The organism is Nocardioides zeicaulis, assembly GCF_042432345.1.
Taxonomy (GTDB): domain Bacteria; phylum Actinomycetota; class Actinomycetes; order Propionibacteriales; family Nocardioidaceae; genus Nocardioides; species Nocardioides zeicaulis.
The window spans coordinates 44,378-70,825 of record NZ_JBHLXH010000001.1 but is presented as its reverse complement, the minus strand read 5'-3'; the positions used below and the strand labels follow the sequence as shown (position 1 = coordinate 70,825).

General features: G+C 73.2%; 27 protein-coding genes and 1 tRNA gene. 11 read left to right on the top strand and 17 right to left on the bottom strand.

What is annotated here, in order from left to right:
* Window positions 1-3: 3 nt before the first annotated feature.
* From ACFFJG_RS00375 to ACFFJG_RS00340, 8 genes are all read left to right on the top strand, one after another.
* Complete coding sequence (locus ACFFJG_RS00375; RefSeq protein ID WP_378516631.1) at window positions 4-1,437, top strand: GuaB1 family IMP dehydrogenase-related protein; 1,434 nt, start codon at window positions 4-6, stop codon at window positions 1,435-1,437.
* A complete protein-coding gene (locus ACFFJG_RS00370) occupies window positions 1,434-2,123 on the top strand; it encodes a sulfotransferase family protein (protein ID WP_378516630.1) in 690 nt (229 codons plus the stop codon). Before ACFFJG_RS00375 ends, ACFFJG_RS00370 begins: the two co-directional genes overlap by 4 nt.
* The gene (locus ACFFJG_RS00365; protein WP_378516629.1) at window positions 2,120-2,665 is read left to right on the top strand and encodes a nucleosidase; all 546 of its coding nucleotides are present in this window, start codon (window positions 2,120-2,122) and stop codon (window positions 2,663-2,665) included. Before ACFFJG_RS00370 ends, ACFFJG_RS00365 begins: the two co-directional genes overlap by 4 nt.
* Window positions 2,666-2,735: 70 nt before the next feature.
* On the top strand, window positions 2,736-3,737 hold the full coding sequence (locus tag ACFFJG_RS00360; protein WP_378516628.1) for a glycosyltransferase family protein: 1,002 nt from the start codon (window positions 2,736-2,738) through the stop codon (window positions 3,735-3,737).
* Window positions 3,734-5,008, top strand: coding sequence for a glycosyltransferase (locus ACFFJG_RS00355; RefSeq protein ID WP_378516627.1), 1,275 nt, complete (start codon window positions 3,734-3,736; stop codon window positions 5,006-5,008). The genes ACFFJG_RS00360 and ACFFJG_RS00355 overlap by 4 nt, the downstream gene beginning before the upstream one ends.
* A gap of 149 nt (window positions 5,009-5,157) precedes the next feature.
* Entirely contained in the window at window positions 5,158-6,618 is a 1,461-nt protein-coding gene (locus ACFFJG_RS00350) for an HNH endonuclease signature motif containing protein (RefSeq protein WP_378516626.1), read from the top strand.
* 163 nt (window positions 6,619-6,781) lie between these two features.
* Entirely contained in the window at window positions 6,782-7,105 is a 324-nt protein-coding gene (locus ACFFJG_RS00345) for a hypothetical protein (protein WP_378516625.1), read from the top strand.
* A 77-nt stretch (window positions 7,106-7,182) separates the two neighbouring features.
* The gene (locus tag ACFFJG_RS00340; protein ID WP_378516624.1) at window positions 7,183-7,791 is read left to right on the top strand and encodes a hypothetical protein; all 609 of its coding nucleotides are present in this window, start codon (window positions 7,183-7,185) and stop codon (window positions 7,789-7,791) included.
* A 30-nt stretch (window positions 7,792-7,821) separates the two neighbouring features.
* Here ACFFJG_RS00340 and ACFFJG_RS00335 read toward each other — a convergent pair whose 3' ends face one another.
* The 3 genes from ACFFJG_RS00335 to ACFFJG_RS00325 form a co-directional block, all read right to left on the bottom strand.
* On the bottom strand, window positions 7,822-8,892 hold the full coding sequence (locus ACFFJG_RS00335; protein ID WP_378516623.1) for an NAD-dependent epimerase/dehydratase family protein: 1,071 nt from the start codon (window positions 8,890-8,892) through the stop codon (window positions 7,822-7,824).
* A gap of 88 nt (window positions 8,893-8,980) precedes the next feature.
* Window positions 8,981-9,562, bottom strand: coding sequence for a LysR family substrate-binding domain-containing protein (locus ACFFJG_RS00330; protein WP_378516622.1), 582 nt, complete (start codon window positions 9,560-9,562; stop codon window positions 8,981-8,983).
* Between the two features lie 33 nt (window positions 9,563-9,595).
* Window positions 9,596-13,012: a bifunctional 3'-5' exonuclease/DNA polymerase gene (locus tag ACFFJG_RS00325; protein ID WP_378516621.1), complete on the bottom strand. Its 3,417-nt coding sequence runs from the start codon at window positions 13,010-13,012 to the stop codon at window positions 9,596-9,598.
* Between the two features lie 76 nt (window positions 13,013-13,088).
* On the opposite strand from ACFFJG_RS00325, the gene ACFFJG_RS00320 reads away from it, so the two are divergent.
* Window positions 13,089-13,544 carry a VanZ family protein gene (locus tag ACFFJG_RS00320; protein ID WP_378516620.1) on the top strand — a complete coding sequence of 152 codons (456 nt, stop codon included), beginning with the start codon at window positions 13,089-13,091 and terminating at the stop codon, window positions 13,542-13,544.
* A 9-nt stretch (window positions 13,545-13,553) separates the two neighbouring features.
* Here the strand turns inward: ACFFJG_RS00320 and ACFFJG_RS00315 are convergent, their stop codons facing one another.
* The 5 genes from ACFFJG_RS00315 to ACFFJG_RS00295 are packed head-to-tail and all read right to left on the bottom strand — an operon-like array spanning window position 13,554 to window position 18,612.
* Window positions 13,554-14,273: a gamma-glutamyl-gamma-aminobutyrate hydrolase family protein gene (locus ACFFJG_RS00315; protein ID WP_378516619.1), complete on the bottom strand. Its 720-nt coding sequence runs from the start codon at window positions 14,271-14,273 to the stop codon at window positions 13,554-13,556.
* 7 nt (window positions 14,274-14,280) lie between these two features.
* Entirely contained in the window at window positions 14,281-15,060 is a 780-nt protein-coding gene (locus tag ACFFJG_RS00310) for a 3-oxoacyl-ACP reductase (protein WP_378516618.1), read from the bottom strand.
* A gap of 42 nt (window positions 15,061-15,102) precedes the next feature.
* The gene (locus tag ACFFJG_RS00305; protein ID WP_446686210.1) at window positions 15,103-16,467 is read right to left on the bottom strand and encodes an aldehyde dehydrogenase family protein; all 1,365 of its coding nucleotides are present in this window, start codon (window positions 16,465-16,467) and stop codon (window positions 15,103-15,105) included.
* 1 nt (window position 16,468) lies between these two features.
* Entirely contained in the window at window positions 16,469-17,836 is a 1,368-nt protein-coding gene (locus tag ACFFJG_RS00300) for a glutamine synthetase family protein (RefSeq protein ID WP_378516617.1), read from the bottom strand.
* 41 nt (window positions 17,837-17,877) lie between these two features.
* Window positions 17,878-18,612: a FadR/GntR family transcriptional regulator gene (locus ACFFJG_RS00295; RefSeq protein ID WP_378516616.1), complete on the bottom strand. Its 735-nt coding sequence runs from the start codon at window positions 18,610-18,612 to the stop codon at window positions 17,878-17,880.
* Window positions 18,613-18,760: 148 nt separating this feature from the next.
* Here ACFFJG_RS00295 and ACFFJG_RS00290 point away from each other — a divergent pair, with 148 nt between their 5' ends.
* Window positions 18,761-20,338: an amino acid permease gene (locus ACFFJG_RS00290; protein ID WP_378516615.1), complete on the top strand. Its 1,578-nt coding sequence runs from the start codon at window positions 18,761-18,763 to the stop codon at window positions 20,336-20,338.
* Here ACFFJG_RS00290 and ACFFJG_RS00285 read toward each other — a convergent pair.
* From ACFFJG_RS00285 to ACFFJG_RS00245, 9 genes are all read right to left on the bottom strand, one after another.
* Window positions 20,322-21,194: an alpha/beta fold hydrolase gene (locus ACFFJG_RS00285; RefSeq protein ID WP_378516614.1), complete on the bottom strand. Its 873-nt coding sequence runs from the start codon at window positions 21,192-21,194 to the stop codon at window positions 20,322-20,324. The two genes, ACFFJG_RS00290 and ACFFJG_RS00285, sit on opposite strands and share 17 nt — an antisense overlap.
* Complete coding sequence (locus ACFFJG_RS00280; protein ID WP_378516613.1) at window positions 21,191-21,616, bottom strand: hypothetical protein; 426 nt, start codon at window positions 21,614-21,616, stop codon at window positions 21,191-21,193. Before ACFFJG_RS00280 ends, ACFFJG_RS00285 begins: the two co-directional genes overlap by 4 nt.
* A gap of 74 nt (window positions 21,617-21,690) precedes the next feature.
* Window positions 21,691-22,254 carry a hypothetical protein gene (locus ACFFJG_RS00275; RefSeq protein WP_378516612.1) on the bottom strand — a complete coding sequence of 188 codons (564 nt, stop codon included), beginning with the start codon at window positions 22,252-22,254 and terminating at the stop codon, window positions 21,691-21,693.
* 13 nt (window positions 22,255-22,267) lie between these two features.
* Window positions 22,268-23,407: a zinc-dependent alcohol dehydrogenase gene (locus ACFFJG_RS00270; RefSeq protein ID WP_378519428.1), complete on the bottom strand. Its 1,140-nt coding sequence runs from the start codon at window positions 23,405-23,407 to the stop codon at window positions 22,268-22,270.
* Between the two features lie 99 nt (window positions 23,408-23,506).
* Window positions 23,507-24,082, bottom strand: a complete 576-nt coding sequence (locus tag ACFFJG_RS00265; protein WP_378516611.1) for a DUF3618 domain-containing protein — start codon at window positions 24,080-24,082, stop codon at window positions 23,507-23,509.
* Window positions 24,058-24,465 carry a phage holin family protein gene (locus ACFFJG_RS00260; RefSeq protein ID WP_378516610.1) on the bottom strand — a complete coding sequence of 136 codons (408 nt, stop codon included), beginning with the start codon at window positions 24,463-24,465 and terminating at the stop codon, window positions 24,058-24,060. Before ACFFJG_RS00260 ends, ACFFJG_RS00265 begins: the two co-directional genes overlap by 25 nt.
* Complete coding sequence (locus tag ACFFJG_RS00255; protein ID WP_378516609.1) at window positions 24,462-25,214, bottom strand: hypothetical protein; 753 nt, start codon at window positions 25,212-25,214, stop codon at window positions 24,462-24,464. Before ACFFJG_RS00255 ends, ACFFJG_RS00260 begins: the two co-directional genes overlap by 4 nt.
* Window positions 25,211-25,387, bottom strand: a complete 177-nt coding sequence (locus tag ACFFJG_RS00250) for a hypothetical protein (RefSeq protein ID WP_378516608.1) — start codon at window positions 25,385-25,387, stop codon at window positions 25,211-25,213. The genes ACFFJG_RS00255 and ACFFJG_RS00250 overlap by 4 nt, the downstream gene beginning before the upstream one ends.
* A 397-nt stretch (window positions 25,388-25,784) precedes the next feature.
* Window positions 25,785-25,870 (bottom strand) — tRNA-Leu (locus ACFFJG_RS00245).
* An 82-nt stretch (window positions 25,871-25,952) separates the two neighbouring features.
* On the opposite strand from ACFFJG_RS00245, the gene ACFFJG_RS00240 reads away from it, so the two are divergent.
* Window positions 25,953-26,448, top strand: a 496-nt coding sequence (locus ACFFJG_RS00240) for a M20/M25/M40 family metallo-hydrolase (protein WP_378516607.1), incomplete at its 3' end; no start/stop codon positions are given.

Here is a 26,448-nt window from a genome sequence, read left to right as displayed (position 1 = left end):
CACGTGCAGTTCCTCGACGCGGCACCGCCGCATGACCTGACCTACGACGACGTCTTCATGGTGCCCCGCCACTCGGCGGTCGCGAGCCGCTACGACGTCGACCTCGCCACCGCCGACGGCACCGGTGCGACGCTGCCGCTGGTCGTGGCCAACATGACCGCGATCGCGGGGCGCCGGATGGCCGAGACCGTCGCGCGCCGCGGCGGGCTGACGGTGATCCCGCAGGACATCCCGATCCCCGTCGTCGCCGACGTCGTCGCGTGGGTCAAGCAGCGCCACACCGTCTTCGACACCCCGATCGAGCTGCGTCCGGACCAGACGGTCGCCGAGGCGCTCTCCCTGATCCCCAAGCGTGCGCACCGCGCCGCCGTGGTCGTCGAGGACGGCCGCCCGGTGGGCGTCGTGTCCGAGTCCGACTGCGTCGAGGTCGACCGCTTCGCGCAGGTCGGGTCGGTGATGAACCGCGACGTCGTGACCGTCTCGGCGACCACCGACCCGCGCGAGGCCTACGACGCGATCGAGCGGGCCAAGGCGCCGCTCGCCGTCGCGGTGTCCGACAGCGGCACGCTGGTCGGCGTGCTGACCCGGCTCGGCGCCCTGCGCGCGACGCTCTACGCGCCCGCCGTCGACGCCACCGGCGGGCTGCGGGTCGCGGCGGCCGTCGGCGTCAACGGCGAGGTCGCCCAGCGCGCCGGGCAGCTGCTCGCCGCCGGTGTCGACTGCCTCGTCGTCGACACCGCCCACGGCCACCAGGACCGCATGCTCCAGGCGCTGCAGGCCGTCCGGGCGCTGTCGCCCACCGTGCCGGTCGCGGCCGGCAACGTGGTCTCCGCCGAGGGCACCCGGGCGCTCGTCGAGGCGGGAGCCGACATCGTCAAGGTCGGGGTCGGGCCCGGCGCCATGTGCACCACCCGCATGATGACCGGCGTCGGCCGGCCCCAGTTCTCCGCGGTGCTCGAGTGCGCCGCCGCCGCGCGCGAGCTGGGCGCCCACGTGTGGGCCGACGGGGGAGTGCGGCACCCGCGCGACGTCGCCCTCGCGCTCGCCGCCGGCGCGTCGTCGGTGATGATCGGGTCGTGGTTCGCCGGCACCCACGAGTCGCCCGGCGACCTCATGCACGACGCCGACGGACGGCCGTTCAAGGTGTCCTTCGGCATGGCGTCGGCGCGGGCCGTGGCCAACCGCACGGCGGGCGAGTCGTCGTACGACCGGGCGCGCAAGGGCCTCTACGAGGAGGGCATCTCCTCCTCGCGGATGTACCTCGACCCCCAGCGCCCGGGCGTGGAGGACCTGATCGACCAGATCTGCTCCGGCGTGCGCTCCTCGTGCACCTACGCCGGCGCGTCCACGCTGGCCGAGCTGCACGAGAACGCGCTGGTCGGTGTGCAGTCCGCCGCGGGGTTCCACGAGGGACGCCCGCTCGAGAAGTCCTGGTGACGCGGGGGCTTGGGGTGCAGGAGCTGCGGCACGTCTTCGTGATGACCTACGGCAGGTCGGGCTCGACCCTGCTGATGGGCATCCTCAACTCGATCCCGGGCTGGCTGATCCGCGGAGAGAACCGCCACGCCATGCGCCACCTCTACGACTTCCACCGCAGCGGGCTCGCCGAGCGTGACCGCGTCGACCCGGCGCGTGCGAGCCAGCCGACCCACCCGTGGTTCGGCATCGAGGGGTTCCCGGAGCAGGCGTCGCTGGAGCACATCCGCGCGCTCGCCGAGGCGACGCTGCTGCGCCCGGAGCCGGGCACGCGGGTGACGGGCTACAAGGAGATCCGCTGGTACGACGCGGACCTGCCCGACTACCTCGCGTTCCTCCGGCAGGTGTTCCCCGGCGCCCGCTTCGTGCTCAACACGCGCAACCTCGAGGACGTCGCGGCCAGCAACTACTGGACCCACAAGGACGACCCGCTCGGCCAGGTGAGCGCGATCGAGCAGAAGATGCTCGCCGCTGCGGAGGGCCTCGGCGACGCCGTGCACCGCGTCCACTACGACGACTACGTCGCCGACCCGGGGTCGCTGCGCGGGCTCTTCGACTGGCTCGGCGAGCCCTGGGACGCCGACCGCGTCGAGGCCGTCCTCGCCACCCCGCACTCGCGCCGCGGCAAGCACCGGGACGCCGGGTGAACCGGGTGCTGGTCGTCAGTGCGACCGCGGCGGAGGCCGCGCACGTCCCGCCCGCCCTCCCGCTGGTGGTCACCGGCATGGGCAAGGTCGCCGCTGCCGCAGCGACTGCGCGCGCCCTGGCGTCGTACGACGACCTCGACGGCCTCACCGTCGTCAACCTCGGCACCGCCGGGGCGCTGCGGCCCGGCCTGACCGGGCTGTTCGAGGCGGGAGCGGTGCTCAACCACGACCTGAGCGCCGACGCCGTACGCGCCCTCGGGCACGACCCGCAGGAGCGACTGGTGGTGGGCAAGTCCGACGTCGTGCTCGCCACGGGCGACGTCTTCGTCACCGACCCCGCGGTGCGCGACGCCCTCGCCGCCCAGGCCCACCTCGTCGACATGGAGGGCTACGCCGTCGCGTGGGCTGCGCTCCGGGCCGGTGTCCCGGTGCGCCTGGTCAAGCACGTCTCCGACGAGGCCGACGAGTCCGCCCTCGACTGGCCGTCGACGGTCGCCGCCTCCGCCCGCTTCCTGGGGGACTGGCTCGAGCGCGAGCTCTGAGCCCCCCGCGCCGGGAGCCGGCCCCGCCCGGAGGGGTGCGCGGCTTGACCCCATTCAGCAGGATGTCCTCGTGCTGCTCCGGACGACCGACGACTCCACAGTGCCGCACCACCTGCTGGTGGGCCCGGACACCCACGGCGTCACGCGCTATGCGGGCGAGGTGGCTGCGGCGGCCGGGGCGCCGGTCGTCCGCGAGGCGGCGGAGCTCCGCGTGGGCGCGCCCGTGCACGTGCACGTGACCGACCGGCTGTTCAGCCGGACGCCCGCCGAGGCGGCGGAGGCGCTCGAAGCGCTGGCGCGCCGGGTGCGGCTGACCGTGACGCTGCACGACGTCCCGCAGCCGACGGACGGTCCCGTCTTCGCTGCCCGCGCCGCGGCGTACGGCCGCATCGTGCGCGCCAGCCACGCCTGGGCGACCAACTCCCGGCACGAGCACGCGCTGGTCGAGCGGTGGTCCGCGCCGGGGGCCAGCGGGTCCGTGATCCCGCTCCCGATCGTGTCGACGACGCCCGGCGCGCCGCGCGCGCACGGCGCCGTCGACGAGCCGGTGCTCGGCGTGTTCGGCTACGTCTACCCGGGCAAGGGCCACCGGCACGTCGTCCGCGCGGCTGCAGCGCTGCGCCGGTCGGGCGTCATGGCCCGCGTGCGCGTCCTCGGCGGCGCGGCCCCGGGGCACGACGACGAGGTGGACGTCCTGAGGACCACGAGCCGGGCTCGCGGCGTGCCGGTGGAGGTGTCGGGACGGGTGCCCGAGGCCGACGTCGTACGCGTGCTGCGGCAGGTGGACGTCGCGGTGGCCGCGCACAGGAACGTGTCCGCCTCGGGCAGCATGAACTCGTGGATCGCCGCCGGGAGGCGGCCGCTGGTCCGCGACAGCGCGTACGCCCGTGAGATGGCCGCGCTGCGTCCCGGGACGATCGTGCTCTTCGACGACTCCTCCCTGGTGCCCGCGCTCGCGAGGGCGCTGGCCGACCCCGGGTCGACGTGGCTCGCCCCCGGGACCGACGTCGGGCCGCGCCTGGAGCAGACGGCCGAGGCGTACCGCGCGTGGTGGGCGACGGTCGGCGCGTGAGCAGGCCGCCCTGGGGGACGAGCGTGCCCGGGAACCGGTGGGACCTGGCGCCGGCCGGCGGGTCGCCACGGCGGGTGTCGGTCGTCGTCACCTACTTCGAGCAGCAGCGCGAGCTCGACCGGACGCTGGCGGCGCTGCGTCGCCAGACCCGGGTGCCCGACGAGGTCGTCGTGGCTGATGACGGCTCCGGCGAGGCGCCCGCGGTCCCGCCGGGGGTGAGGGTGGTGCGCCAGGCCGACGAGGGGTTCCGTGCGGCAGCGGCGCGCAACCTGGGCGTGGCGGCAAGCACGGGGGACGTGCTGGTGCTGCTCGACGCCGACACCCACCCGGAGCCCGGGTTCGTGGAGCGGATGGCCGCGCTGCCGGAGGTGCTCCCGGAGGCGCTGGTCGTGGGGCGTCGGCGCCACGCCGACCTCGCCGGCGTCGGGCCCGACGTGCCCATGGAGTCGGTCGCGCCCGGACTGGAGCTGCCCGAGCCGGCGTGGCTGGGCGAGGCCTACGACCGCACCCGCGACCTGCTCGACGCGGACGGGTCGGCGCACCGGTTCGTGATCAGCGCCGTCATGGCGTGCAGCCGCTGGTGGTACGACGAGGTCGGCGGCTTCGACGAGTCCTTCCGGACCTACGGGGGCGAGGACTGGGAGCTCGCCCACCGCTCGTGGACCGCGGGCGGGCTGGTCGCCCACCGGCGCGACGCCGTTGCCTGGCACGACGGCCCGCACGCGGGCGAGCGTCCGCGCCACGACGTTGCCGAGCTGGCGGAGACCGTCGCGGTGGCCGACCGCACCGCGTCGTCGAGCACGACGTGGCACGGGCTGCTCCGCGGTCCCGCCGACGTCGTGGTCACCCTGGCTGCCTCGCTCGGCGAGGCGGAGCTGCTGGTCACGGTCGACTCGGTCCTCGCTTCGCTGCCTCGTGCCCGGGTGCGGGTGTCGCCCGCGCACGCCGACCTGGTGGGGCCGGACCCGCGCGTGGTGGTCGACGACGGGCCGTTGCCGGGCTCGGCGCGGGTCCACGTCGACGTGCGCCGAGGGCTCAGCGGGGGTGCCGACGCCTGGACCGCGCTGCTGGAGGGCCTCGACGGCACCGTTGGGCGGCGCTCCGTCGCCGACGGGTGCGCGGAGGTCCAGGACCTCCGGCTGCTGCGTCGCGCGGAGCGCTGGGGGCGCCCCGACCTCGCTCCCGCCGGCCCTCCCGTGGACGCTGCGCTCCGTCCCTGGACGCACGACACCACCCTCGCTTCCTGGCTCGGGGGTTGGCGGGGGCGCTGACCCGGCCGGGGGTCGGCGGCGGCGCCTCTCGTCGGTCAGGGGAGGTCACTCGGCGGGCGTCATGAGACCGGTCGTCGGGGCGGTCAGGCTGTCCACAGGTCGCCTCCGCTGATCGACGACTGTCGGGCCCTTCGCCTAGAATCGAACACATGATCGACACGCGAAACGCGCTCGGAGTGAGCGAGGTCTCCGACGACCTCGGCGCCGCCGGCCTGCTCGCCTCGATCCGCAGTGAGCGGCAGGCCGAGGATGCCGCTGCTGCCCGTCAGCTCGATCTCGCCGCCCGGTGGGCCGACCTGCACCCGCCCGAGTCGGTCCACCACGCCGCCGCGTTCACCGTGCCGGGCTTCGACCACGAGGAGCCCATCGCCGGCGCGGGGTGTCCGCTGGTGACGGAGTTCTGCATCCCCGAGCTCGGGGCGGTGCTGGGGATCTCGACCACGGCGGCGAAGAAGCTGATCGGGCACGCGCTTGAGCTCCGCCACCGGTTGCCTCGCCTGTGGGACCAGGTTCACGCCGGCCGCGTGCCCGCCTGGCGGGCGCGGCTGGTGGCCGAGACGACCATCCACACCGTTCCGACGCTGACGGTCGAGGCGGCCGGGTGGATCGACGCCCAGGTCGCGGCCGTCGCGGGCAAGGTCGGCACTGCGCAGCTCGACCGGCTGGTCGCGGAGGCCATCAAGCGCTACGACCTCAGCCTCGAGCCCCGGCCCGACTTCGCGGCGGGTGAGGACCACGAGGACTTCGCCGCCGACCAGTACCTCAACCACGACGCCCGTCACGTCACGTTCGACACGAGTCACGTCCATTACGACGGCCTGATGAGGATGGAGGCCGAGCTCGACCTCGCCGACGCCTACGACCTCGACGCCGCCATCCAGCACGGTGCCGCAGCCTTGAAGGCACTCGGCTCGACGGCCGCGCTCGGCGCGCGGCGTGCCGCCGCGCTCGGCGACCTCGCCCGCACCCAGACCGCCCTCGACCTCCACACCCAGGGCACGCCCGCCCCGGCCCCGGGCGGTGCCAACCTCCCAGCAGCCCGTGAGGTCGTGCTCCACGTCCACCTCGACGCTGCCGTCACGGGCGAGCAGACGGTGTTCGGCCCCACCGCCCGGCTCGAGAACGGGCAGCGTCTCGCGCTCCTGGACCAGGTCAAGACCTGGTGCACGTCGTCGCGGACCAAGGTCACCATCCGCCCGGTCCTGGACCTGAATGCCGACCTCACTGCCGAGACCTACGCGATCCCCGACCTGATCCGCGAGCAGGTCGTGCTCCGTGACCGGACCTGTGTGTTCCCGTGGTGCACCCGCCCCGCCCGGGTCTGCGACCTCGACCACGTCGTGCCGTTCGACCACGACGCAGCAGCCGCCGGTCGGCCGCAGCCCGGCCCGACCGCGACCTCGAACCTCGCCCCGTTGTGCCGGTCCCACCATCGACTCAAGACCCACACCGCCTGGCGCTACGTCCACCTGCGTCCGGGCGTCTTCGAGTGGACCAGCCCCCACGACCACCACTACCTCCGCGACCGGGATGGCACCACCGCCCTCAACCCACCCACACCACCCCAGACCACAGGGCCGCCCCGGATCCCGCAACCCCGCCGACCATGACCCCGCCCCGCACCCCGCCACCCATCAGGTAGCGGGGCCACCGGCACGTCCGCACGGCGACCAGGTCGCCCAGCCCGCGCGACGCCGCGCGTTCTTCCACTGTCGGCCGTTGCCCTCCGTCAATGTCCGGACGACGGACACGACCGCGTGAGAACGTTCCGCCATGACGACGAGCAACGGGGAGCGGCCTGCCTCGCAGGTTTCCGTCGACATCGATCGGCCGGTCCAGCCCATGCTTCTCCGCGTCGTCGGGATGCTGTCTCTCGTCGCGTGCGCGCTCGCCGTGTACTTCTTCGGTGTCGCCGAGTACCTCGACGATTCGGCTCTTGCTCCCGCCGACCAGGCGCTCGTCCGTGCTCTGAGGGTCGTCGCGGGTGCGTGTGCCATCTCAGGGATCGCAGTCGGGATGTACGTGCTGACGCAACGCGATAGGGCGATCCTGGAAGCGCAGGCCAGCGCGCGACGCGACACCGACAGGACCGCCTAGGCGGCCTCCAGCCTCCCGAACCACCCGGTCGCGCATGCTGATGTGCCGTGTCTGGCGGAGGGTCAGTCCCGGCCGAGGTGCTGTTGCGACGCCGTGGCGCGCTCGCGGAGCTCGTGCATGCGCTGCTCGTGATTCTTCCTGTCCGTCGCCGTCATGCGTCGGAACTGGAGCTCGGTCACGGCCCATGCCTGGATGTCCGTGAAGGCATACCGGTCCACGAGTGCATGGGTGGCAGCACCACCACCGTCGGCCGCTTCGTGAGCGACGCCGAGGTCTGCCGGGACGGTGGTGCGGAGACGCCGGTGAGCCCGACCCTTGCGCGACAGGGATGGTCGGACCATGCTCGGTGGATGGTCTGGGCCAAGGCTGCGCTGGCGGGTGGATTGCTGGTGCTGCTCGCGGCCTTCGCCATCGGCACCGAGAACGGACTGTCGACCACGGTCACGGGCCGGACCCAGCACTGCGGATCCTCGATCCCCGACTCGTGGCTGATGTCGGGCGCCGGCAACGTTCCGGCCTCGGCGACCCCCGCTGGCGACGAACGACGCATCGCGGCGGCCTGCAGCCCCGTCGTCCGTGAGTCCCGACTGGTGCTGCTGTCGGTCGCGGGCGTGGGCGGACTGCTCGTCCTGGTCGGGTGGACTGCCATCAGCACGCGAGACGACGTGGTGCCCGCCGTGGCGTGATGGCGCGTGGACAGCGTCGGCTGACCCGCGTCAGGTCACGCGCCGGCTGCTGACGGGTCCGCGTCGGACGGCGCGGAGCAGGCCGCCGGCGACCGTGCGCGGGCGTAGGACGGGGGAGTGGGCCGAGTCGGCGTCGCGCATGCCGTCCAGGGTCTCCGCTAGCACCGACCGCGCGTCGCGGGTGGGAGACCAGCCGAGCTCCGTGAGCGCACGGGTCGTGTCGAGCAGGGGCACCGCGAACGCAAGGTCGATCCACCCCGGATCGAGGGGCTGTACCCGCGCGTGCCACGAGCCCGAGACCGCCGCGCGCACGGCGGCGGACGGCACGTGGACGAGCCGAGCGCCGAGCGCGTCGGCGACGTGCTGGGCGGTGATCGCCGGGGCCGCGGCGAGGTTGAACGCACCCTGGGCCTTGGCCTCCAGCGACCGGACGACGGCGTCGGCCACGTCGTCCGCGTGCACCATCGGGATCACCAGCCGGCGGTCCACCGGCAGCACAGGCACCCGGCCGACGACCCCCGACGGCACCAGGGCGGGCAGGCCGTAGCGCAGCAGCGCGCTGCCGGCGGAGCGCTGTCCGACGATCCCGGGGCGCAGGCGGGTGACGGTCGTGCCCGAGTCGCCCTGCTCGAGCAGGTCGAGGAGCCGCTCGGCGGCCGCCTTGTGGCGGCTGTACATCGACGTGGGCACACCCTCGGTGGGCCAGGTCTCGGCCACGGGGAGGTCGTCCTGCTTGGGGGAGTACGCCCCGACCGACGACATGTGCACCAGGTGCGGCACCCCGCACGCCGTGACGGCGTCGATGACGCGCGACGTCCCGCCCACGCCGAGGGAGCGCAGGTACGGCTCCCGGTGGGACGGCTGGAACCCCCACGCCAGGTGGACGACCGCGTCGGCACCCGCCACGGCCGCGCGCAGGACCTCGGTGTCGGGCCGGGACAGGTCCACGGCCACCCACTCCACGCCCGCGTACGCCGAGGCGCCTCCGTTGTCCGGTGGACGCCGGGCGAGACCCACGACGTCGTGCCGGCCGTCCTGCGCGAGCCGGCGCAGCAGCGCCGTCCCGACGTTGCCGCTCGCTCCGGTGACGACGACCCGCATGGCACCCCTCCTGCCGGGAGCGACCGGGTGCCGCGCCTCGACCCGTCCCGTACCCCGTGCGGCCGGAGACAGACGTCCGAGGAGCCGATCAGCGCGAGGTGTTCGCCGTACGCCCCTTGGTGACACCGACGAACGCCTGGGTGACGTCGTCGTCGCGCTCGACCTTCCAGACCAGCGCGATGGTGGTGGGCTCGAGGTCGGCGACCACGCGGCTGACGACGTCCTTGCGCTGGTGGAGGCGGGCGACCGACATCGGCACGATGACCACGCCGGTGCCGGCGGCGACCGTCTCGATCGCCTCCTGCTCGGTCATCGGGGGCCAGTCGAGCTGCTCGGCGTCGGGTGTCCAGCCGCTCGGGTGCGGGCGCACGAGCTGCTCGTCGACGAGGTCGGCGAGGCTCACCTCGGCGTCGGCCGCGGCGACCACGTGGTCCGCCGACGCGACCACCACCTGCACCTCGTCGTAGAGGCGCACGCAGTGCAGCCCGTCGCGGTCCACGGGCAGCCGGACGATCGCCATGTCGAGGCTGCCGTCGCGCACGCCGTCGAGCTGGTCGGCCTCGGTCGTCGACACGAGGTGGAGCGACTCGCGGCGGCGCTCGCGCCAGTGGCGCGCCCACTTGTCCGGGGTCGCGCCGGTCACGAAGCCGACGCGGAGGGGAGCGATCATGGGCACGACCCTACGGCGACCGCGCGCCGCGGCTCAGGCCTCGGGGTCCTTCTCGACCGAGATCACGAAGTCGTCGCCGTGCTCGGTGACACCGGTGATGACCGCGGCCTCGACGGCCTCGATGGCGTACTTGCGCCGCACGACCATCGGGTCCTGCCCGAGGTCCTTCACCAGCGCGGCCGCCAGGCCGATCATGATGACCACGAACGGCAGGGCCGCGATGACGGTGATGGTCTGGAGGCCGGTGAGGGCGTCCTCCCCACCGACGAGCAGCATCACCGCCGCGACGGCACCGGTCGCGACGCCCCAGAAGATCACGGTGGGCCGGCTCGGGTGCGCGGTGCCGCGCTCGGACAGGGTGCCCATCACGATGGAGGCGGCGTCGGCGCCGGAGACGAAGAAGATGCCGACCAGCACCATCACCACGATGCTGGAGACGGTGGCCAGCGGGTAGGCCTCGAGGGTGCTGAAGAGCTGGTTCTCCAGCCCGCCGGCGCCGGCGATGTCGGTGCCGTTCTCCTGCAGGTCGATCGCCGCGCCGCCGAAGATGCAGAACCACACGACGCTCACCAGGCTGGGCACGAGCAGCACGCCGGTGACGAACTGGCGGATCGTGCGCCCGCGGGAGATGCGGGCGATGAACATGCCCACGAACGGCGTCCACGACAGCCACCAGGCCCAGTAGAAGACCGTCCAGGTGGAGAGCCAGTCGCTGGTCTCCTCGCCCTCCGCGGCGGTGCGCGCGGCCATCATCGGCAGGTCGGCGACGTAGCTGCCGATCGAGGTCGGCACGAGGTTGAGCATGAAGACCGTCGGCCCGACGAGGAACACGAAGAGCGCCAGACCCACGGCGAGCACCATGTTGACGTTCGACAGCCACTGGATGCCCTTGGCGACGCCGGAGACCGCGGACAGCACGAACGCGGCCGTGAGCACGGCGATGATGCCGACCAGCACGGCGTTGCCGGTGTCGCCGAGGCCGGCGACGATCTGGAGGCCGGACTCGATCTGCAGGGCGCCGAGGCCGAGCGAGGTGGCCGAGCCGAAGAGGGTCGCGAAGATGGCGAACATGTCGATCGCCTTGCCGCCGGCCCCGTGGGCGTGGCGACCCAGGAGCGGCTCGAAGGCCGAGCTGATCAGCTGGAGGCGGCCCTTGCGGTAGACGCCGTAGGCGACCGCGAGGCCGACGACGGCGTAGATGGCCCAGGGGTGCAGCGTCCAGTGGAACATCGTCGTGGCCATGGCGGTCTGGGCGGCCTCGGCGTTGCCGGCCTCGCCCGTCCCCGGCGGCGGGGTGACGAAGTGCGTGACCGGCTCGCTGACGCCGTAGAACATCAGGCCGATGCCCATGCCGGCGCTGAACATCATCGCGATCCACGACACCGTGCGGAACTCGGGCTCCTCGTCGTCACGGCCGAGCGGGATGTTGCCGAACTTGCCCATGGCGAGCCAGATGACGAAGACCACGAAGGCGCTGGAGGTGAGGACGAAGAGCCAGCCGGCGTTGCCCATCACCCACGACAGGCCGGTGCCGGAGGCGTCGGCCAGGCTGCTGGTGCTGATGAACCCCCAGGCGAGGAAGGCGACGCTGATCGCGGCGGTGACGCCGAAGACGACCCTGTCGAGACCCTGCCGGGGAGGGCCGGTGGGCTCGATCGCGGCGTCGAGCGCGGGGTGCACCTCGTCGGGCGTCGGGATCTCGTGGGGGTGTTCCATGCCGATGGCCATCCCTCGACCAGACCAAAGAACCGCGGTGCCGGGCAAACCGGGTCGGGCGCTCCCCGCGAGGGGAGAGACCGATGTCACAGCATCGGCTCGCCCGCCGGGGTGCCCTTGCCTGCCTCGGCGTAGGACCTGACGACCGAGACGGAGAGCGGGAAGTCGATCGGGAGGTCGCGGAACAGCAGGGCGCCGGCGCCCTGGGCAGCAGCCTCGACGGCCGCGACGACGTCGTCGGCGAGCCCGACGGGCGTGTGCACCACGACCTCGTCGTGCAGGAAGAACACCAGGTGCGGACGGGCGTCCAGCGGTTCGGCGCCAGCCAGGGCCCACAGCCGGTTGCGGAGGTCGGCGATCCAGCACGACGCCCACTCGGCCGCCGTGCCCTGCACCACGAAGTTGCGGGTGAACCTGCCGTACGCGCGGCGGTGCCGGTCCTGGTCGGCGGTGTCGGCGGGCGGGGCGTGGGGCGNNCCCGCCGAGCGGCGGGCAGCCGCGGCCGAGCAGCGTGCGCACGACCTGCCCGCGCTCGCCCGCGCGAGCCGCCTCCTCGACCAGCCCGAAGGCGGCGGGGTAGCGGCGGTTGAGGTCGGCGAGCATCCGGCCGCTCTCACCGCTGGTGGCGCCGTACATCGCCCCCAGCAGGCCGAGCTTGGCGTGCTGGCGCGTCGCCACGGCACCGTCGTCGACCATGCCTTGGTAGAGGTCCGCGCCCCGTGCGGCCCGGGCCAGCGCCCGGTCGCCGCTCATCCCGGCGAGCACTCGCGGTTCGAGCTGGGCGACGTCGGCGACGACGAGGGCCCAGTCGTCGTCGGCGACGGCCGCCGCGCGCACCTGCTGCGGGAAGGACAGCGCGCCCCCGCCGTTGGACGACCAGCGCCCGGTCGCCGAGCCGGCCGGCTGGTAGACCGGGCGGAAGCGTCCGTCGCGCACCCACTCGTCGATCCACGCCCAGCCGTTGGTCTGGAACAGGTGCGCCAGCTTCTTGTAGCGCAGCAGCGGCTCGACGACCGGGTGGTCGACCGAGCGCAGCGACCACGCCCGGGTGTCGGTGAGCTCGATGTCGTTGCGGCGCAGCGCGGCGAGCAGCTCGGGCCGCGAGTCGGGGTTGAGGCCGGGCGCGCCGAGGAGGCGGCGCACGTCGTCGGCGACCTGCTCGAGGACCCGGGGGCGGGCGCCGCGCGGCGGCCGCTCGCCGAGCAGCCCGGTCAGCAGCGCGTCGTGCACGTCTACCCGCCAGGGGACACCGGCGTGGGTCATCTCGGCGGCGGCGAGCGCGCCCGACGACTCGGCCGCGACCAGCAGCCCGAGCCGCGCGGCGTCGGACGAGGCGGCGACCGCCGCGCGCTGCCGGGCGTCCTCGAGGTCGGCGCGCAGGTGGTCGGCGGCGTCGAGCGAGCTGAACAGCACCGGGTCGCTCGGCACGGCCGGCCCGAGCCGGTCCCAGAGCGGCGACTCCTCCCCGTCGAGCAGGGAGGCGTCGACGGCGGGGGCCCGGCGCAGCAGGTGGTGGCACAGCCGCAGGTCGTGGGCGCGGGCCACCCGGACGCCGGCGGCGAGCAGCGGCGGGTACCAACGGGCGGTGTCGTCCCAGACCCAGCGCGGGCCCTCGGGCTCGCGCGCCGCGACCAGGGCGGGCAGGTCCGTGAGGTCGACCTCGCTCGTCCGGCCGCCCTCCTCCGTGACTCGCACGCGCTCGCCCGGCAGACGGGTGAGCTGCACGCGGGTCATGGGACAACTCTCGCCCACACCACCGACGACGGGTCCGCCGGCGGGCCGCGTTGGGGCGACCCGGATCATGGGTCGGGTGCTGCACCGCCACCCGTTCCTGAGCCTGCTGACGATCCTCTACCTGGGGTTCGTCGGCCTGGTCACGCTGACGCCGGGGTCCGGGCAGCCCGACTACTACGGCCTCGCCGGCCGGATCCTGGCCCGTCTCGAGCGGTACCCCGACCTCGACCCGCTCACCAGCAGGCTCAGCCTCGAGCGCATCGAGTTCCTGGCCAACGTGGGGCTCTTCGTGCCGCTCGGCGTGTTCCTGCTGCTGCTCGTCGGCAGCCGGCTGTGGCTGGTCGCGATCGCCGCCGGCATCGTGCTGACCTCGATGATCGAGACCGTGCAGCGCGACATCCCGGGGCGCGTCTCCGACCCCCGCGACGTCGCGGCGAACTCGATCGGCATGTTCGCCGGCGTCGCGCTGGCGCTGGTGCTCACCCTCCCGGCGACCCTGAGGCGGCGACGGGAGCGCCCCGCCCGCGGTTGAGCCGCCCGGTCAGCCGCCCCGGGCCGCGTGGGCGCGCGCGGCGGCGACGAGCCCGGTCATCAGGCCGGTCTCGACCCGGGTCTCGGGGTGCCACTGCACCGCCACGCACCAGCGCTCGCCGGTCGTCTCCATCGCCTCGAGCGTTCCGTCGGCTGCGCGCGCGACCGCCTCGAAGCCGGGGTGGGTCGCGACCGACTGGTGGTGGTGGCAGCTCACCTCGACCTCCGGCCCGACGAGCGTCGCCAGCCGCGAGCCGGGCGCGGTGGTGACGGCCACGGTGCCGTACACGTCGCCGCCGGGGGAGTGCGTCTCGTGCCCGACCAGGTCGGGGGTGTGCTGGTCGAGGGCGCCGCCGCCGTGCACCGCCATCAGCTGCATGCCCCGACAGATCCCGAGGACCGGCAGCCCGGCCTCGTCGGCCGCCGCCAGCAGGGACAGCTCCCACGCGTCGCGCTCCGGCTGCCAGCCCGCCGTGCGCGGGTGCGGCTCGGCGGCGTAGCGCGACGGGTCGACGTCCTCGCCGCCCGAGACGACGAGCGCGTCGAGCCGTGCGACCACCCGCTCCGCCGCCCCGGTCGCCGCCACGGGCGGCAGCAGCACCGGCACGCCGCCCGCGGCCTCGACCGCGACGGCGTACTCGGTGGGGAGCAGGTCGGCGCGGGTGTCCCACACACCCCAGGCCGCCTGCTGCCGGTAGGTCGTCAGCCCGACCAGCGGCGCCTGCGTCACGACGTCCTCACAGGGGGGTGACGTACGCGCCGGAGATGCCGCCGTCGACCAGGAAGGTGTTGGCGGTCATGAAGCTCGACTCGTCGGAGGCCAGGAACAGCACGGCGTTGGCCATCTCCTCGGGCTCGGCGAAGCGGCCCATCGGCACGTGCACGAGGCGGCGCGCGGCCCGCTCGGCGTCGCTGGCGAACAGCTCCTTGAGCAGCGGGGTGTTCACCGGTCCGGGGCACAGGGCGTTGACGCGGACGCCCTCGCGGGCGAACTGGACGCCGAGCTCGCGCGACATCGACAGCACGCCGCCCTTGGAGGCCGAGTAGGAGATCTGCGAGGTGGCGGCGCCCATCACCGCGACGAACGACGCGGTGTTGATGATGGAGCCGCGCTTCTGCTCCAGCATGTAGGGGAGCGCGGCCTTGCAGCACAGGTACACGCTGGTCAGGTTGACCTCCTGCACCCTGCGCCACGCGTCGAGGTCGGTGTCGAGGATCGAGTCGTCCTCCGGCGGCGAGATGCCCGCGTTGTTGAAGGCGATGTCCACCGAGCCGTAGGTGTCCTTGGCGGTGCGGAAGAGCGCGTCGACCTCGTCCTTGGAGGTCACGTCGACGTGGACGTAGGTCGCCACGTCGGGGCCGCCGAGCTCCGCGACCAGCGCCTCCCCGCCCGCGTCGTCGATGTCGCCGATGACGACGCGCGCGCCCTCCTCGACGAACCGGCGCACGGTCGCCAGGCCGATGCCGCTGCAACCGCCGGTGACGACGGCCGTGCGACCCTCGATGCGTCCTGCCATGGGTGTGTTCCTCTTTCCGTTCAGTGGGCCGTCAATGGGCCGTCAGTGGGCGATGAAGACGTTCTTCTCCTCGGTGAACGCGTCGGGCGCGTCCGGCCCGAGCTCGCGACCGAGGCCGGACTGCTTGTAGCCGCCGAACGGCGTCCAGTAGCGGACCGAGGAGTGGCTGTTGACCGACAGGTTGCCGGCCTCGACGCGGCGCGAGACCCTCAGGGCGCGTCCGAGGTCGGAGGTGAAGATCGACCCGGACAGGCCGTAGTCGCTGTCGTTGGCGAGCGCGACGGCCTCCTCCTCCTCGTCGAAGGCGCGCACCGCGACGACGGGGCCGAAGACCTCCTCGCGCCAGATCGCCTCGCCGGTGTCCGCGGACTCCACGACCGTCGGCGGCAGCCACCAGCCCGGTCCGTCGGGGGCGCTGCCGGTGAAGGCGATGCTCGCGCCGTCGAGGTAGCCCTGGACGCGGTCGCGCTGGCCCGAGGAGACGAGGGGACCCATCTCGCTCTGCTCGTCGGAGGGGTCGGTGACGCGCAGCGCCTTGACGGCCGTCTCGAGGCGGCCGACGAACTCGTCGTAGGCCGAGCGCTCGACCAGGATCCGCGAGCGCGCGCAGCAGTCCTGGCCGGCGTTGTCGAAGACGGCGTACGGCGCGCTGGCGGCGGCCGCGGCGACGTCGGTGTCGGCGAAGACGATGTTCGCGCTCTTGCCGCCGAGCTCGAGGGTGACCCGCTTGACCTGCTCGGCGCAGCCGGCCATGACCTGCTTGCCGACGGTGGTGGAGCCGGTGAAGCAGACCTTGCGGACCAGCGGGTGGGTGACGAAGCGCTGGCCGACGACCGATCCCCGTCCCGGGACGACCGTCAGCACGCCCTCCGGGATGCCCGCCAGCCGCGCGAGCTCGCCGATCCGGATCGCGGTGAGCGGGGTGAGCTCGGCGGGCTTGAGGACGACCGTGTTGCCCGCGGCCAGCGCCGGGGCGAAGCCCCACGCCGCGATCGGCATCGGAAAGTTCCAGGGCACGATGATCCCGACGACGCCGAGCGGCTCGCGGAAGGTCAGGTCGGTGCCGCCGGGCACCGGAACCTGCCGGCCGAAGAGGCGCTCGGGCGCCGCGGAGTAGTAGTTGAGGCAGTCGCGGACGTTGCCGGCCTCCCAGCGGGCGTTGCCGATCGTGTGGCCGGCGTTGAGGACCTCGAGCTGCGCGAGCTCCTCGACGTGCTCGTCGACCACGGCGGCGAAGGCGCGCAGCAGCCGGGCCCGCTCGCCCGGCGCGACGTCGCGCCACGCGGGGAACGCGTCGTGGGCGCGCTGGATCGCCTCGTCGGTCTCGTCGAGGCCGGCCAGGGCGGGGGAGGAGTCGAGCTCCTGCCCGGTGGCGGGGTTGACCAGGGGGTGGGTCTGCAGGGTCATCTCACAACCTCTCGAAGCCGCGGACGAGCTCCCAGTCGGTGACGGCGGCGTTGTAGGCAGCGAGCTCGACGTCGGCCATGTTGGCGTAGTGGTCGACGACCTCGTCACCCAGGGCCGCGCGGGTCACGGCCGAGGCGTGGAACAGCTCGCGGGCGGCGCCCATCGTGGACGGCACGCGCGGCTTGTCGGAGGCGTACGCGTTGCCGGTGAGCTCCGGCTCCAGCTCGAGCTCGTTCTCGATGCCGTGGAGGCCGCCGGCGATCATCGCGGCGAGCGCGAGGTAGGGGTTGGTGTCGGCGCCCGGGATGCGGTTCTCCATCCGGGCGCCGGCGCCGCGGCCGACGAGGCGCACCGCGCACGTGCGGTTGTCCAGGCCCCACCCGAGCGTCGTGGGGGCGAAGGAGCCGTCCGCGAAGCGCTTGTAGGAGTTGATGTTGGGCGCGAAGAACAGCGTGAAGTCGGCCGCGGTGGCGAGCACGCCGGCGATGAAGCGGTCGTAGAGCGGGGTCCGGGCGCCGGCCTCCTCGTCCCAGAACACCAGTTCGCCGTCCGTGCCGCGCAGGGACAGGTGGATGTGGCACGAGCTGCCCTCGCGCTGGTTGGGCTTGGCCATGAACGTCACCGACTTGCCGTGCTGCGCGGCGATCTCCTTGGCGGCGTTCTTGTAGACCACGTGGTTGTCGGCGGTGGTGAGGGCCTCGGCGTAGAGGAAGCCGACCTCGTGCTGGCCGAAGTTGCACTCGCCCTTGGCGCCCTCGACGTCGAGCCCGGCGGCGTACATGTGGTTGCGGATGTCGCGCAGCAGCGGCTCGAGCTTGGTGGTGCCGAGGATCGAGTAGTCAACGTTGTAGTCGTTGGCGGGCACCAGGTCGCGGTAGTTCTTGCGCCGCGCCTCCTCGTAGGTGTCCTCGTAGACGACGAGCTCGAGCTCGGTGCCGGCGTACGCCGTCCACCCGTGCGCGGCGAGCCGGTCGAGCTGCGCCTTCAGGATCGCGCGCGGCGAGGCGGTGACGGGGCGGTGGTCGGGCCACTCCAGGTCGCACTGCACCATCGCGGTCGCGGGCAGCCAGGGCAGCAGGCGCACGGTCTGCTCGTCCATGACGAACTCCATGTCGCCGTAGCCCTGGTCCCACGACGTCATCGCGTAGCCGGAGACGGTGTTCATGTCCACGTCGACGCCGAGCAGGTAGTTGCAGCCCTCGGTGCCGTGGCCCACGACGTGGTCGAGGAAGTAGCGACCGTGCAGCCGCTTGCCCTGCAGGCGGCCCTGCATGTCGGTGAAGGCGAGGACGACGGTGTCGACCTCGCCGTCCTCGATGAGGGTGCGCAGCGCGTCGAGGGTGAGGTGGCGCTCGTTGCGTGTGGTCACGGGCTCTCCGTCTCCGGTGGTCGGTCGGGTGGTGTGGTGCGTCAGGCGAGCAGGCCGCGCAGCAGCGCCGCGGTGTCGTCGCAGTGGTCCTCCATCACCGCGCGGGCGCGGTCGGCACGGCCGGCGAGGACCGCCTGCGTGACGAGGCGGTGCTGCTGGTGGGAGTGGCTGATGTTGGTGTCGAGCGAGGGGATCGAGGCCAGCATCGTGTCGAGCACCGACTGCACCGAGGTCACCGCCTCCTGGATGCGCACCGAGCCGCTCAGCGCGGCGAGCGTGAGGTGGAAGCGGGAGTCCGCCTGGCGGTGGGCCCGCTTGCCGGTCGCGTCGCGCACCGCGGCCTCGGCGTCGGTGAGGCGCTCGCGGTCGGCCTCACTGAGGTCGTGACGGGCCGCGAGGTAGGCCGCGCCCGGCTCGACGACGCGGCGGAACTCCAGCGCGTCGAGCCACTCCGCCGCCGTGGCCGCCGGCAGGTGCGCCAGCCCGCCGGTGAACCGGCTGCGGGCCTGCGAGGTCACCGTCGAGCCGCCGCCGCGACCGCGCCTGGTCTCGACCAGCCCGGCCTGGCGCAGCGCGGCGATCGCCTCGCGCAGCGTCGCCCGGCTGACCGCCATCCGCTCGGCGAGCTCGCGCTCGGGCGGCAGCACGCTGCCGACGGGGTAGACCCCGAGCCGGATCGCGGTGGCGAGCTGTTCCACGCATCCCTCGAACGCGTGGTGCCCGCGCACCGGTCGGAGCACCGCTGCGGTGAGGTGCTCGTGCGGCTGGGCGGACATGACGGCCAGTCTGGGTGGGCCGGCCGGTCTCGTCAATGGTCAGGGTTCAGACCAATTTGTGGGTCACCTATTCACAAGCGCCCGCGGCCGGGTCTACGGTGCCGAGCACCCATCTGACGCTCGTCCGAGCTCTGCGAGAGGTGCACTCATGTCCCCCGAGTCCATGTCCGATCCGCCGGCCCAGCACCTGTCCGAGGACGAGGCGCACCTGGCCCGGCTCGGGTACAAGCAGGAGCTGGCCCGCTCGTGGTCCGGCTTCTCCAACTTCGCGATCTCGTTCTCGATCATCTCGATCCTCGCCGGGTGCCTGACCACCTACGGCGCCGGCATCGCCAACGGCGGGCCTGTCTCGATCTCGTGGTCGTGGCCGATCATCTCGGTCTTCATCCTCATCATCGGCTTCACGATGTCCGAGCTGGTCTCGGCGATGCCGACCTCGGGCGGCATCTACTACTGGGCCTCCAAGCTGGGCGGCCCGGCCGCCGGGTTCTTCACCGGCTGGCTCAACCTCATCGGCCTGATCGCGGTGACCGCGTCGGTGGCCTACGGCTGCGCCACGTTCTTCCACCTGACGTTCCTGGCCTGGGGCTGGCAGGACGAGTTCTCGCTGAACACCGTCTTCCTGTTCTTCCTCGTCATCCTGGTGTTCATCACGGTGGTCAACATCTTCTCCAGCCACCTGCTCGCCGTCATCAACAACATCTCGGTGTGGTGGCACGTGGTCGGCGCGGCGTTCCTCGTGCTCGTGCTGATCATCGTCCCCGACCAGCACCTGAGCGTCTCCCAGGTCTTCACCGACACCTACAACGGCTCCGGGTGGTCCGACGGGTCGACCAGCAACCTGGTCTTCTTCTTCGCGATCATCCCGTTCGGCTTCATCCTCACCCAGTACACGATCACCGGGTTCGACGCCTCGGTGCACCTGTCGGAGGAGACCCAGGGCGCGGCGAAGACGGCGGCCAGGGCGATCTGGCAGTCGATCTTCTACTCCGCCGTCGGTGGCTACGTCCTGCTGCTCGCGGTCACCTTCGCGATCCCGCAGGTCGACGGCGCCCCCGACTACGCCAGCATCCCGGCCGGCGGCGTCGCGTACGTCTTCGACGCGGCCCTCGGCTCCACCTGGGGCGGGCTGCTGCTCTTCGTGTCCTCCTGCGCGCAGCTCTTCTGCGCCACGGCGTGCCTGACCTCGACGTCGCGGATGATGTTCGCCTTCAGCCGTGACCGGGCCGTCCCCGGCTCGCGCCTCTGGTCGCGCGTCAACGCCTCCCGCACGCCGGCCAACGCGGTCATCTTCGCGGCCGTCCTCGGCGCGATCATCACGCTCCCGGCGCTCAAGTCGGTCAACGGCATCCCCACCGCGTTCTACGCCGTCACCTCGGTGTCGGTCATCGGCCTCTACTTCTCCTTCGCGATCCCGATCTTCCTGCGCTGGCGGGCCGGCGACTCGTTCGAGGTGGGCAGCTGGAACAACGGCCGCAAGTACCGCTGGATGAACCTCGTGGCCGTCATCGAGATCATCGTCGTCGGCATCATGCTGATGCTCCCGACCTCGCCGTTCGGGGCACCCTGGCGCGACGAGTTCGACTGGGCGGCCGTCAACTACGCCCCGATCATGGTGCTCGCCGTGCTGCTCTTCCTGGCGGTGTGGTGGACGACCTCGGCGAAGAACTGGTTCACCGGGCCGGTGAAGACGATCGACGAGGACGTGGTCAACGCCTTCGAGTGACCTCAGCCACCTGGTCGAGGACCTCCCGGACCACGAGGTCCGGGTGGGTCCTCGGCGCCCAGTGGCCCACGCGCAGCGTGGTGCGGCGCAGGTCGCTGCACCATGGGTCGCTCGCGGTGAGCGAGGCCCGGCGGATCGCCGGGTCCCGCGTGAGCTCGACCTGCAGCACCGGCACGTCCGTGCGTCGCTCGCGCGGGTGCGCGTCCGGCCGGAGGCCGTGGAGGAGGTTGGCGCGGTAGTACGCCAAGCCCCGCGCGGCGTCGTGGGCTCCGGCGGCGCGCAGGAGCGGTGGTGCGACGGGGGAGACCAGGCCGGCGACGTAGGACGACGACACCGCCTGGCCGAGCGCGCCCACCAGGCCGGTCGGCGACGGGCGGCGGGCGAGGCCGCGCACCCAGGCGCCGACGTGGTCGAGGTTCGGTCCGCTGAGCGAGGTGAACGACGCGATCCGCCCGGGCGCCCACGCCTCGCAGACCGCCTCCCACGCCTGGACGGAGCCCCAATCGTGGCCGACGACGTGCGCCGGCGCCGTCGGCGACGTCGCGTCGAGGACGTCGCGCAGGTCGCAGGCGAGCGCGGGGAGCGACACGTCCGCACCGGGGGAGTGCGTGCGCGATGCGCCGCGCGCCCGGGTGTCGTAGAGGACGACGTGGCAGGTCCAGGCGAGCCGGTCGGCGACCTGTTGCCAGACGCGGTGCGTGTCGGGCCAGCCGTGCACGAGCACGACGGTGGGCCGCTCGCGGTCACCGAGCTCGTGAACGGCGAGGTCCACCCCGTCGCCGCGCACCGTCCGGGACCGTCGGAACAGGCGGGCACCGGACTCGTCCGGGTGGTGGGCGGACAGGGAGGGCGTCATCCGTCCTCGGACCTCGGCCCGTCGGACGCGCTCTGGTGGTCGTCGCCCGTGAGCTCCTCGACCTCCGCCTCGCTGAGGCCGAGGGCGGGCGCCAGGACGGCGGCCTGCGCGGACGGTGCCACGCGCGGCCCGGGGGTCGTCTCCTCGGGGGTCGAGTCCTCGGGGGCCGAGTCCTCGGGGGTCGAGTCCTCGGCGACCGGGGCCGTGGCGGGGGTGGGCGGGACGTCGACCCGCGGGGCCTTCTCGGCCGGCCACGGTCCCGACGGGGCCGCGGTGTCGGCGACGTGCCCGGCGGTGCGGCCGAGGAGGTGCGAGACGCGTCGTACGCCGGTGGCGAGGAGTCCGGCCGACGTGCCCGCGACGGCCGCGGCGGCGTGGGCCGGCAGGGTCAGGAGCCTCTGGACGGTCGTGAAGGAAGTCATGCCACCCCGTACCCATCCGCCCGCACTCCACGCCGTGTGACCCCGCACACGCCGCACGGCGGTGCTGCCCTGCCTCACCCGTGTCGCGAGACCGCGCGCACGGCGCGGTAGCCGGCGTACGCGCCGAGGACCCACGGGACGCCGTTGACAACGGGGTCCAGCACCTGGTGGCGCACGTCGCTGCGCCCGCGACGCGACCGCAGGGGCCCGTGGGACACCTCGGCCCGCACCCCGGTCTCGGTGAGCGGGTTGTCGGGGCGCGTGGTCACCCACGACCGCACCACGTGCTCGGCGACGTCGATCCGGTCGGCGGCGATCAGCAGCAGCCAGTGGGCCGCCTTGGCCTCGCTGTGCCGTGCGTAGGCGTAGCGGCGGACCGGTCCGGCGAGGCCGCCGAGCGGCTGGGCGGTGCCGAACACCGGGGTCAGGCGGGCGTGATCGACCGACCGCTCACGTCCCTGCCCTCCGGGCTGGTCCTGCGGCACGTCCCAGTGCGCACCGGTCGCGGAGAGGTCGAGGACCTCGCGCGGGTACGAGGGCCGGTCCGCGGGGTCGAGGTCGGCGCCCCAGCCGGGGATGCGCGCGCGCAGCTCCTCGGGCGTCTCCGGGAGCGGGGGCTTGTCGGCGCTGTAGGGCACGGTGGGTCCTTCCTCAGTCGTCGGCGACGACGATCACGGGCTTGATGCAGCCGTCGAGCTTGGCGGAGAAGACGTGGTAGGCGTCGGCGATCTCCTCCAGCCCGAAGCGGTGGGTGACGATGTCGTTGGGCTTGAGGTAGCCGTTGCGCACGTGCTCGAGCAGCCGGGGCCACTGGCGGCGCACCGGCGCCTGGTTCATCCGCATCGTGAGGCCCTTGTTGAGGGCGTCACCGAACTTGACCGAGCTGAAGATCGGCCCGTACGCGCCCATCACCGACACCGTGCCGGCCTTGCGGACCCCGTCGATCGCCCAGTTGAGCGCCACGGGAGAGCCGCCCTGCAGCTTGAAGCGCGCGGAGGTGAGGTGCTGGAGCATGTTGCCGTCGGCCTCCGCGCCGACCGCGTCGATCACCCGGTCGAACCCGAGGTGGTCGGTCATCCGCTTCATCGCGACCACGACGTCGTCCACCTCGTCGTAGTCGAGCACCTCCGCGTGGGCGAAGGTGCGGGCCATCTCGAGCCGCTCGGCGAGGTGGTCGATCACCACCACGCGTCCGGCGCCCATCAGCCAGGCGCTGCGGGCGGCGTAGAGGCCCACCGGGCCGGCGCCGAGGACGGCCACGGTGTCGCCCTCGCGGATGTCGGCGAGCTGTGCGCCGAAGTAGCCCGTGGCGAGGGCGTCGGTCATCAGCAGCGCGTCCTCCTCGTCGAGCCAGTCGGGGATGACCATCGGACCGACGTCGGCGAACGGCACCCGGACGTACTCGGCCTGGCCGCCGTCGTACCCGCCCGTGGTGTGCGAGTAGCCGTAGATCCCACCGACGGCGGTCGCGTTGGCGTTGACGTTGTGGCAGTTGGAGTAGAGGCCGCGGGCGCAGAAGAAGCACGTCCCGCAGAAGATGTTGAACGGCACCATGACGCGGTCGCCCACCCGCAGGTGCTGCACCGACGGCCCGACCTCGTCCACGACGCCGACGAACTCGTGGCCGAACGTGTGGCCGACCCGGGTGTCGGGCATCATCCCGTGGAACAGGTGCAGGTCGGAGCCGCAGATGGCGGCACGCCGCACCCGGACGACGGCGTCGTTGGGGTGCTCGATGCGGGGACGGGGCTTGTCCTCGACGCGGACCCGGTAGGGCCCGCGGTAGACCATGGCGCGCACGGTGCCTCCTGCGCTGGTGGGTCGGTGGGTCGGTGGGTCGACGAGGCGCCGGCCCGTCCGCGGACGGACGTGCCGACGCCTCGTGGAGGGTCAGGAACCAGCCTGGGAGCGGACCTCGTCCACCCCGGACTTCCCCTCGGACCTGACGTTCTCGACGCTGTCGCTCGCCGCGTCCTTGACGGTCTGCGCCGCTTCCGTCGCTGTGTCCTTGACACTGGCTGCGACGTCCTGCGCGACCGACTTCGCCTGGTCGACGACCGGCTGGCCGTGCTCCTTGGCAGCGTCGACGACGTGGCCGGCGGCCACCGCCTCCTTCTCCGACGCCGGGATCAGCGCCGCGACGACCAGACCGGCGCCGAAGGCGACCAGACCGGCAGCCAGGGGCGCGCCCTCGACGCGGTCCTGCGTTCCCGACACCAGCCCCTGGGCGGCGCCGACGGCCGAGTCCTTCGCGCCGCCGGCGGTCCCGCTCGTGGACGATCGGACGTCGTGCGCCGTGCCCATCACCTTGTCGCGGACGCCCAGCACGCGGCTCCGCGCCGCCTGCTTGCGCCGCTCCACGATCGCGGACGGGCTCACCCGGTCCTGCAGTGCGTCCACGTTCGCCGTCATCGACTGACGGGTCTGCTCGATCTCCGTGTTCAGCTCTTCTGTGCTCTGGCCCATGCCGCGTCCTCCTTGAGTGTCTGCTGCGTCTTGGGCAGCTGCGGGTTCGACTTCTTGAGCTCTGCGCGGCCGCGAGCGGCCAGGACGGCCGCCACGATCGCCCAGAGCAGGGTGGTGAGCAGGAACGCCAGCTCGACCGGCATCCAGTTGTCGAGCAGGTAGCTGAGCGCGAACGACGCCAGGATCAGCGCGAGCAGCCCGGCCACACCGGCTCCGCCGAGCATCCCCGCGCCCTTCCCGGCGCGCGCGGCCTCCTGCTTCATCTCGGTGCGAGCGAGGTCCAGCTCCTGCTTGACGAGGGTGGTCATGTCGTGGGTCAGGTCGCCCACGATCTGGCCGAGGCTGCGCTCGTCACCCGTGCCCGCCGGGTGCGCGCCGCTCACGGCTTGTCCTGCGTCTGCTGACCCGGCAGGCCCGACGAGGTGGAGTCGGTGCTGGCCGGGGTGGCGAGCGTCGGGTCCACCACCGGGGTGTCGTAGCCGGTCGTGCCCGGGCTGTCCGTGCTCGACTCGGTGCCGTACCCGGCGCTGGCCGGCGTGCCGTACCCGGCGCTGGACTCCGTGGGGGTGACCCGCGGGGCGGGCACCGGCGTCGACAGGCCCGTCGTGCCGGTGGCCGGCTGGTCGAGCGAGGCCGCGGCGGCACCGTCGGCGGTGGCCCGGAACAGCCGTCCCGCCACGACGCCGGCAGCCAGCGCCCCGAGCAGGAACGTGCCCGGTCGTCGGCGCGCGAAGTCGCGTGCGTCCTGGAGCAGGTCACCGGGCTCGCGGCCCTCGAGGTGACTGCCGAGCGCGCGGGCCCGGTCGGAGACCTCGCGGGCGAGGTCGTTGGCCATGCCCTGACCGGGGCCGTTCTCGGCCATCTGCTGCAGGTCGTCGCCGAGGCTGCGCAGCACCTGCGTGAGGTTGTCACGCTGCGTGGTGGCCTGGTCGCTGAGCTGGCTGGTCACCTGTCGTCGGGCGTCACCGACGACGCTGCGCGCCTGCTCGGCAGCCGTGCCGGCGACGTTGGTGGCCTCGTCCTTGGCCGTGCCGGCCAGGTGCTTGCCCTGGTCGGCGGCCGCGGAGGCGGCGCCTCCCTGGCTGTCGCCCTGGCCGCCTGTCTGGCTGGTGTAGTCGTCCTGGATCGTCATGCGTCCTCCTCGGGGTTCGATGCCTTGCTCGTCACGTCAGGTCCCGTGCCCGGGTCGGGGTCGGGGTCACTGGCCGGTTCCGACCCGGGCTGCAGCTGCTCCTGGTCGGGCTCCTCGCCGTCGGGTGTCGGCGGGTCGGCGTCCTGGTCGTGGTCGTGCGAGTTCTCGGTCATGGCCGCCCCGTACCCACCGGATCCGGGCCGCCCTCACCCTTCGGGGCGGACGGAGGCGAAATGCATCAACCTCCCGCCGGTGGGCACAGCGGAGGGTTGGGTGCATCGAGGTCGTGCAGGAGGTCGAGCCGCGTGGGGGATCGCCCGTCGGCGGGGGTAGGTCACCACCGACCGTCGGTGCGCACGGCGATCGGTGCGGCACCGCTCGCGCGGGTCGTTGGCCCGCCACAGCCGGGTGAGGCGTCGCTCGACGAAGTCCTGGAAGGCCGCGGCGGGCTGGAGCACGCCCGGCGGTGGGCGCGACGACGGCGAGGAGCGAGGGCAGGACGGTGGCGGTGCGCCGCGCGTGGGTGGCATGCGAAGAGCCCCAGGTCGTGGACCTGGGGCTCAACGTGTGTGTCCGAGGGGGGACTTGAACCCCCACGCCCTAATACGGGCACTAGCACCTCAAGCTAGCGCGTCTGCCAATTCCGCCACCCGGACGAGTGCGGTGGAACAGTAGCAAAGGGCGGGACCAGCGGTGCAATCGGGGGAGGTGGTTCGGTCCTGGGGCAGGATGGACGGCATGGACCAGGCCCCGAACGACACCTCGGACACCCGCTCGTACGACCCCGCCGCCGAGGTGGTCCGGCTCTGCCAGGACCTCATCGCGATCGACACCTCCAACTACGGCAGCGACGACGGGCCGGGGGAGCGCAAGGCCGCCGAGCACGTCGCGACGCTGCTCGACGAGGTCGGCATCGAGAGCCAGGTCGTCGAGGGGCGGCCCGGCCGCGCCAACGTCGTCGCCCGGTGGGGCGGTGGCGACGGCCGCGCGCCCCTGCTGCTCCACGGCCACCTCGACGTGGTGCCCGCCGAGGCCGACGACTGGCAGGTGCACCCCTTCTCCGGCGAGATCAGGGACGGCCAGGTCTGGGGCCGCGGGGCGGTCGACATGAAGGACTTCGACGCCATGCTCCTCAGCGTGGTGCGCGCCCGGGCGCGGGCGGGCGCCGCGCCCGACCGCGAGGTGGTGCTCTGCTTCACCGCCGACGAGGAGGCCGGGGGCCACCACGGCGCCG

Coding starts and splice junctions, on each gene's coding strand:
- ACFFJG_RS00335 (WP_378516623.1), bottom strand. CDS start 8,892: ATGCGGGTCGTCGTCACCGGAGCGAGCGGCAACGTCGGGACGGCGCTG.
- ACFFJG_RS00330 (WP_378516622.1), bottom strand. CDS start 9,562: ATGATCGCTCCCCTCCGCGTCGGCTTCGTGACCGGCGCGACCCCGGAC.
- ACFFJG_RS00310 (WP_378516618.1), bottom strand. CDS start 15,060: ATGGCAGGACGCATCGAGGGTCGCACGGCCGTCGTCACCGGCGGTTGC.
- ACFFJG_RS00255 (WP_378516609.1), bottom strand. CDS start 25,214: ATGACGATCCAGGACGACTACACCAGCCAGACAGGCGGCCAGGGCGAC.
- ACFFJG_RS00305 (WP_446686210.1), bottom strand. CDS start 16,467: ATGACCCTGCAGACCCACCCCCTGGTCAACCCCGCCACCGGGCAGGAG.
- ACFFJG_RS00290 (WP_378516615.1), top strand. CDS start 18,761: ATGTCCCCCGAGTCCATGTCCGATCCGCCGGCCCAGCACCTGTCCGAG.
- ACFFJG_RS00345 (WP_378516625.1), top strand. CDS start 6,782: ATGACGACGAGCAACGGGGAGCGGCCTGCCTCGCAGGTTTCCGTCGAC.
- ACFFJG_RS00265 (WP_378516611.1), bottom strand. CDS start 24,082: ATGGGCCAGAGCACAGAAGAGCTGAACACGGAGATCGAGCAGACCCGT.
- ACFFJG_RS00350 (WP_378516626.1), top strand. CDS start 5,158: ATGATCGACACGCGAAACGCGCTCGGAGTGAGCGAGGTCTCCGACGAC.
- ACFFJG_RS00280 (WP_378516613.1), bottom strand. CDS start 21,616: ATGACTTCCTTCACGACCGTCCAGAGGCTCCTGACCCTGCCGGCCCAC.
- ACFFJG_RS00295 (WP_378516616.1), bottom strand. CDS start 18,612: ATGTCCGCCCAGCCGCACGAGCACCTCACCGCAGCGGTGCTCCGACCG.
- ACFFJG_RS00250 (WP_378516608.1), bottom strand. CDS start 25,387: ATGACCGAGAACTCGCACGACCACGACCAGGACGCCGACCCGCCGACA.
- ACFFJG_RS00270 (WP_378519428.1), bottom strand. CDS start 23,407: ATGGTCTACCGCGGGCCCTACCGGGTCCGCGTCGAGGACAAGCCCCGT.
- ACFFJG_RS00285 (WP_378516614.1), bottom strand. CDS start 21,194: ATGACGCCCTCCCTGTCCGCCCACCACCCGGACGAGTCCGGTGCCCGC.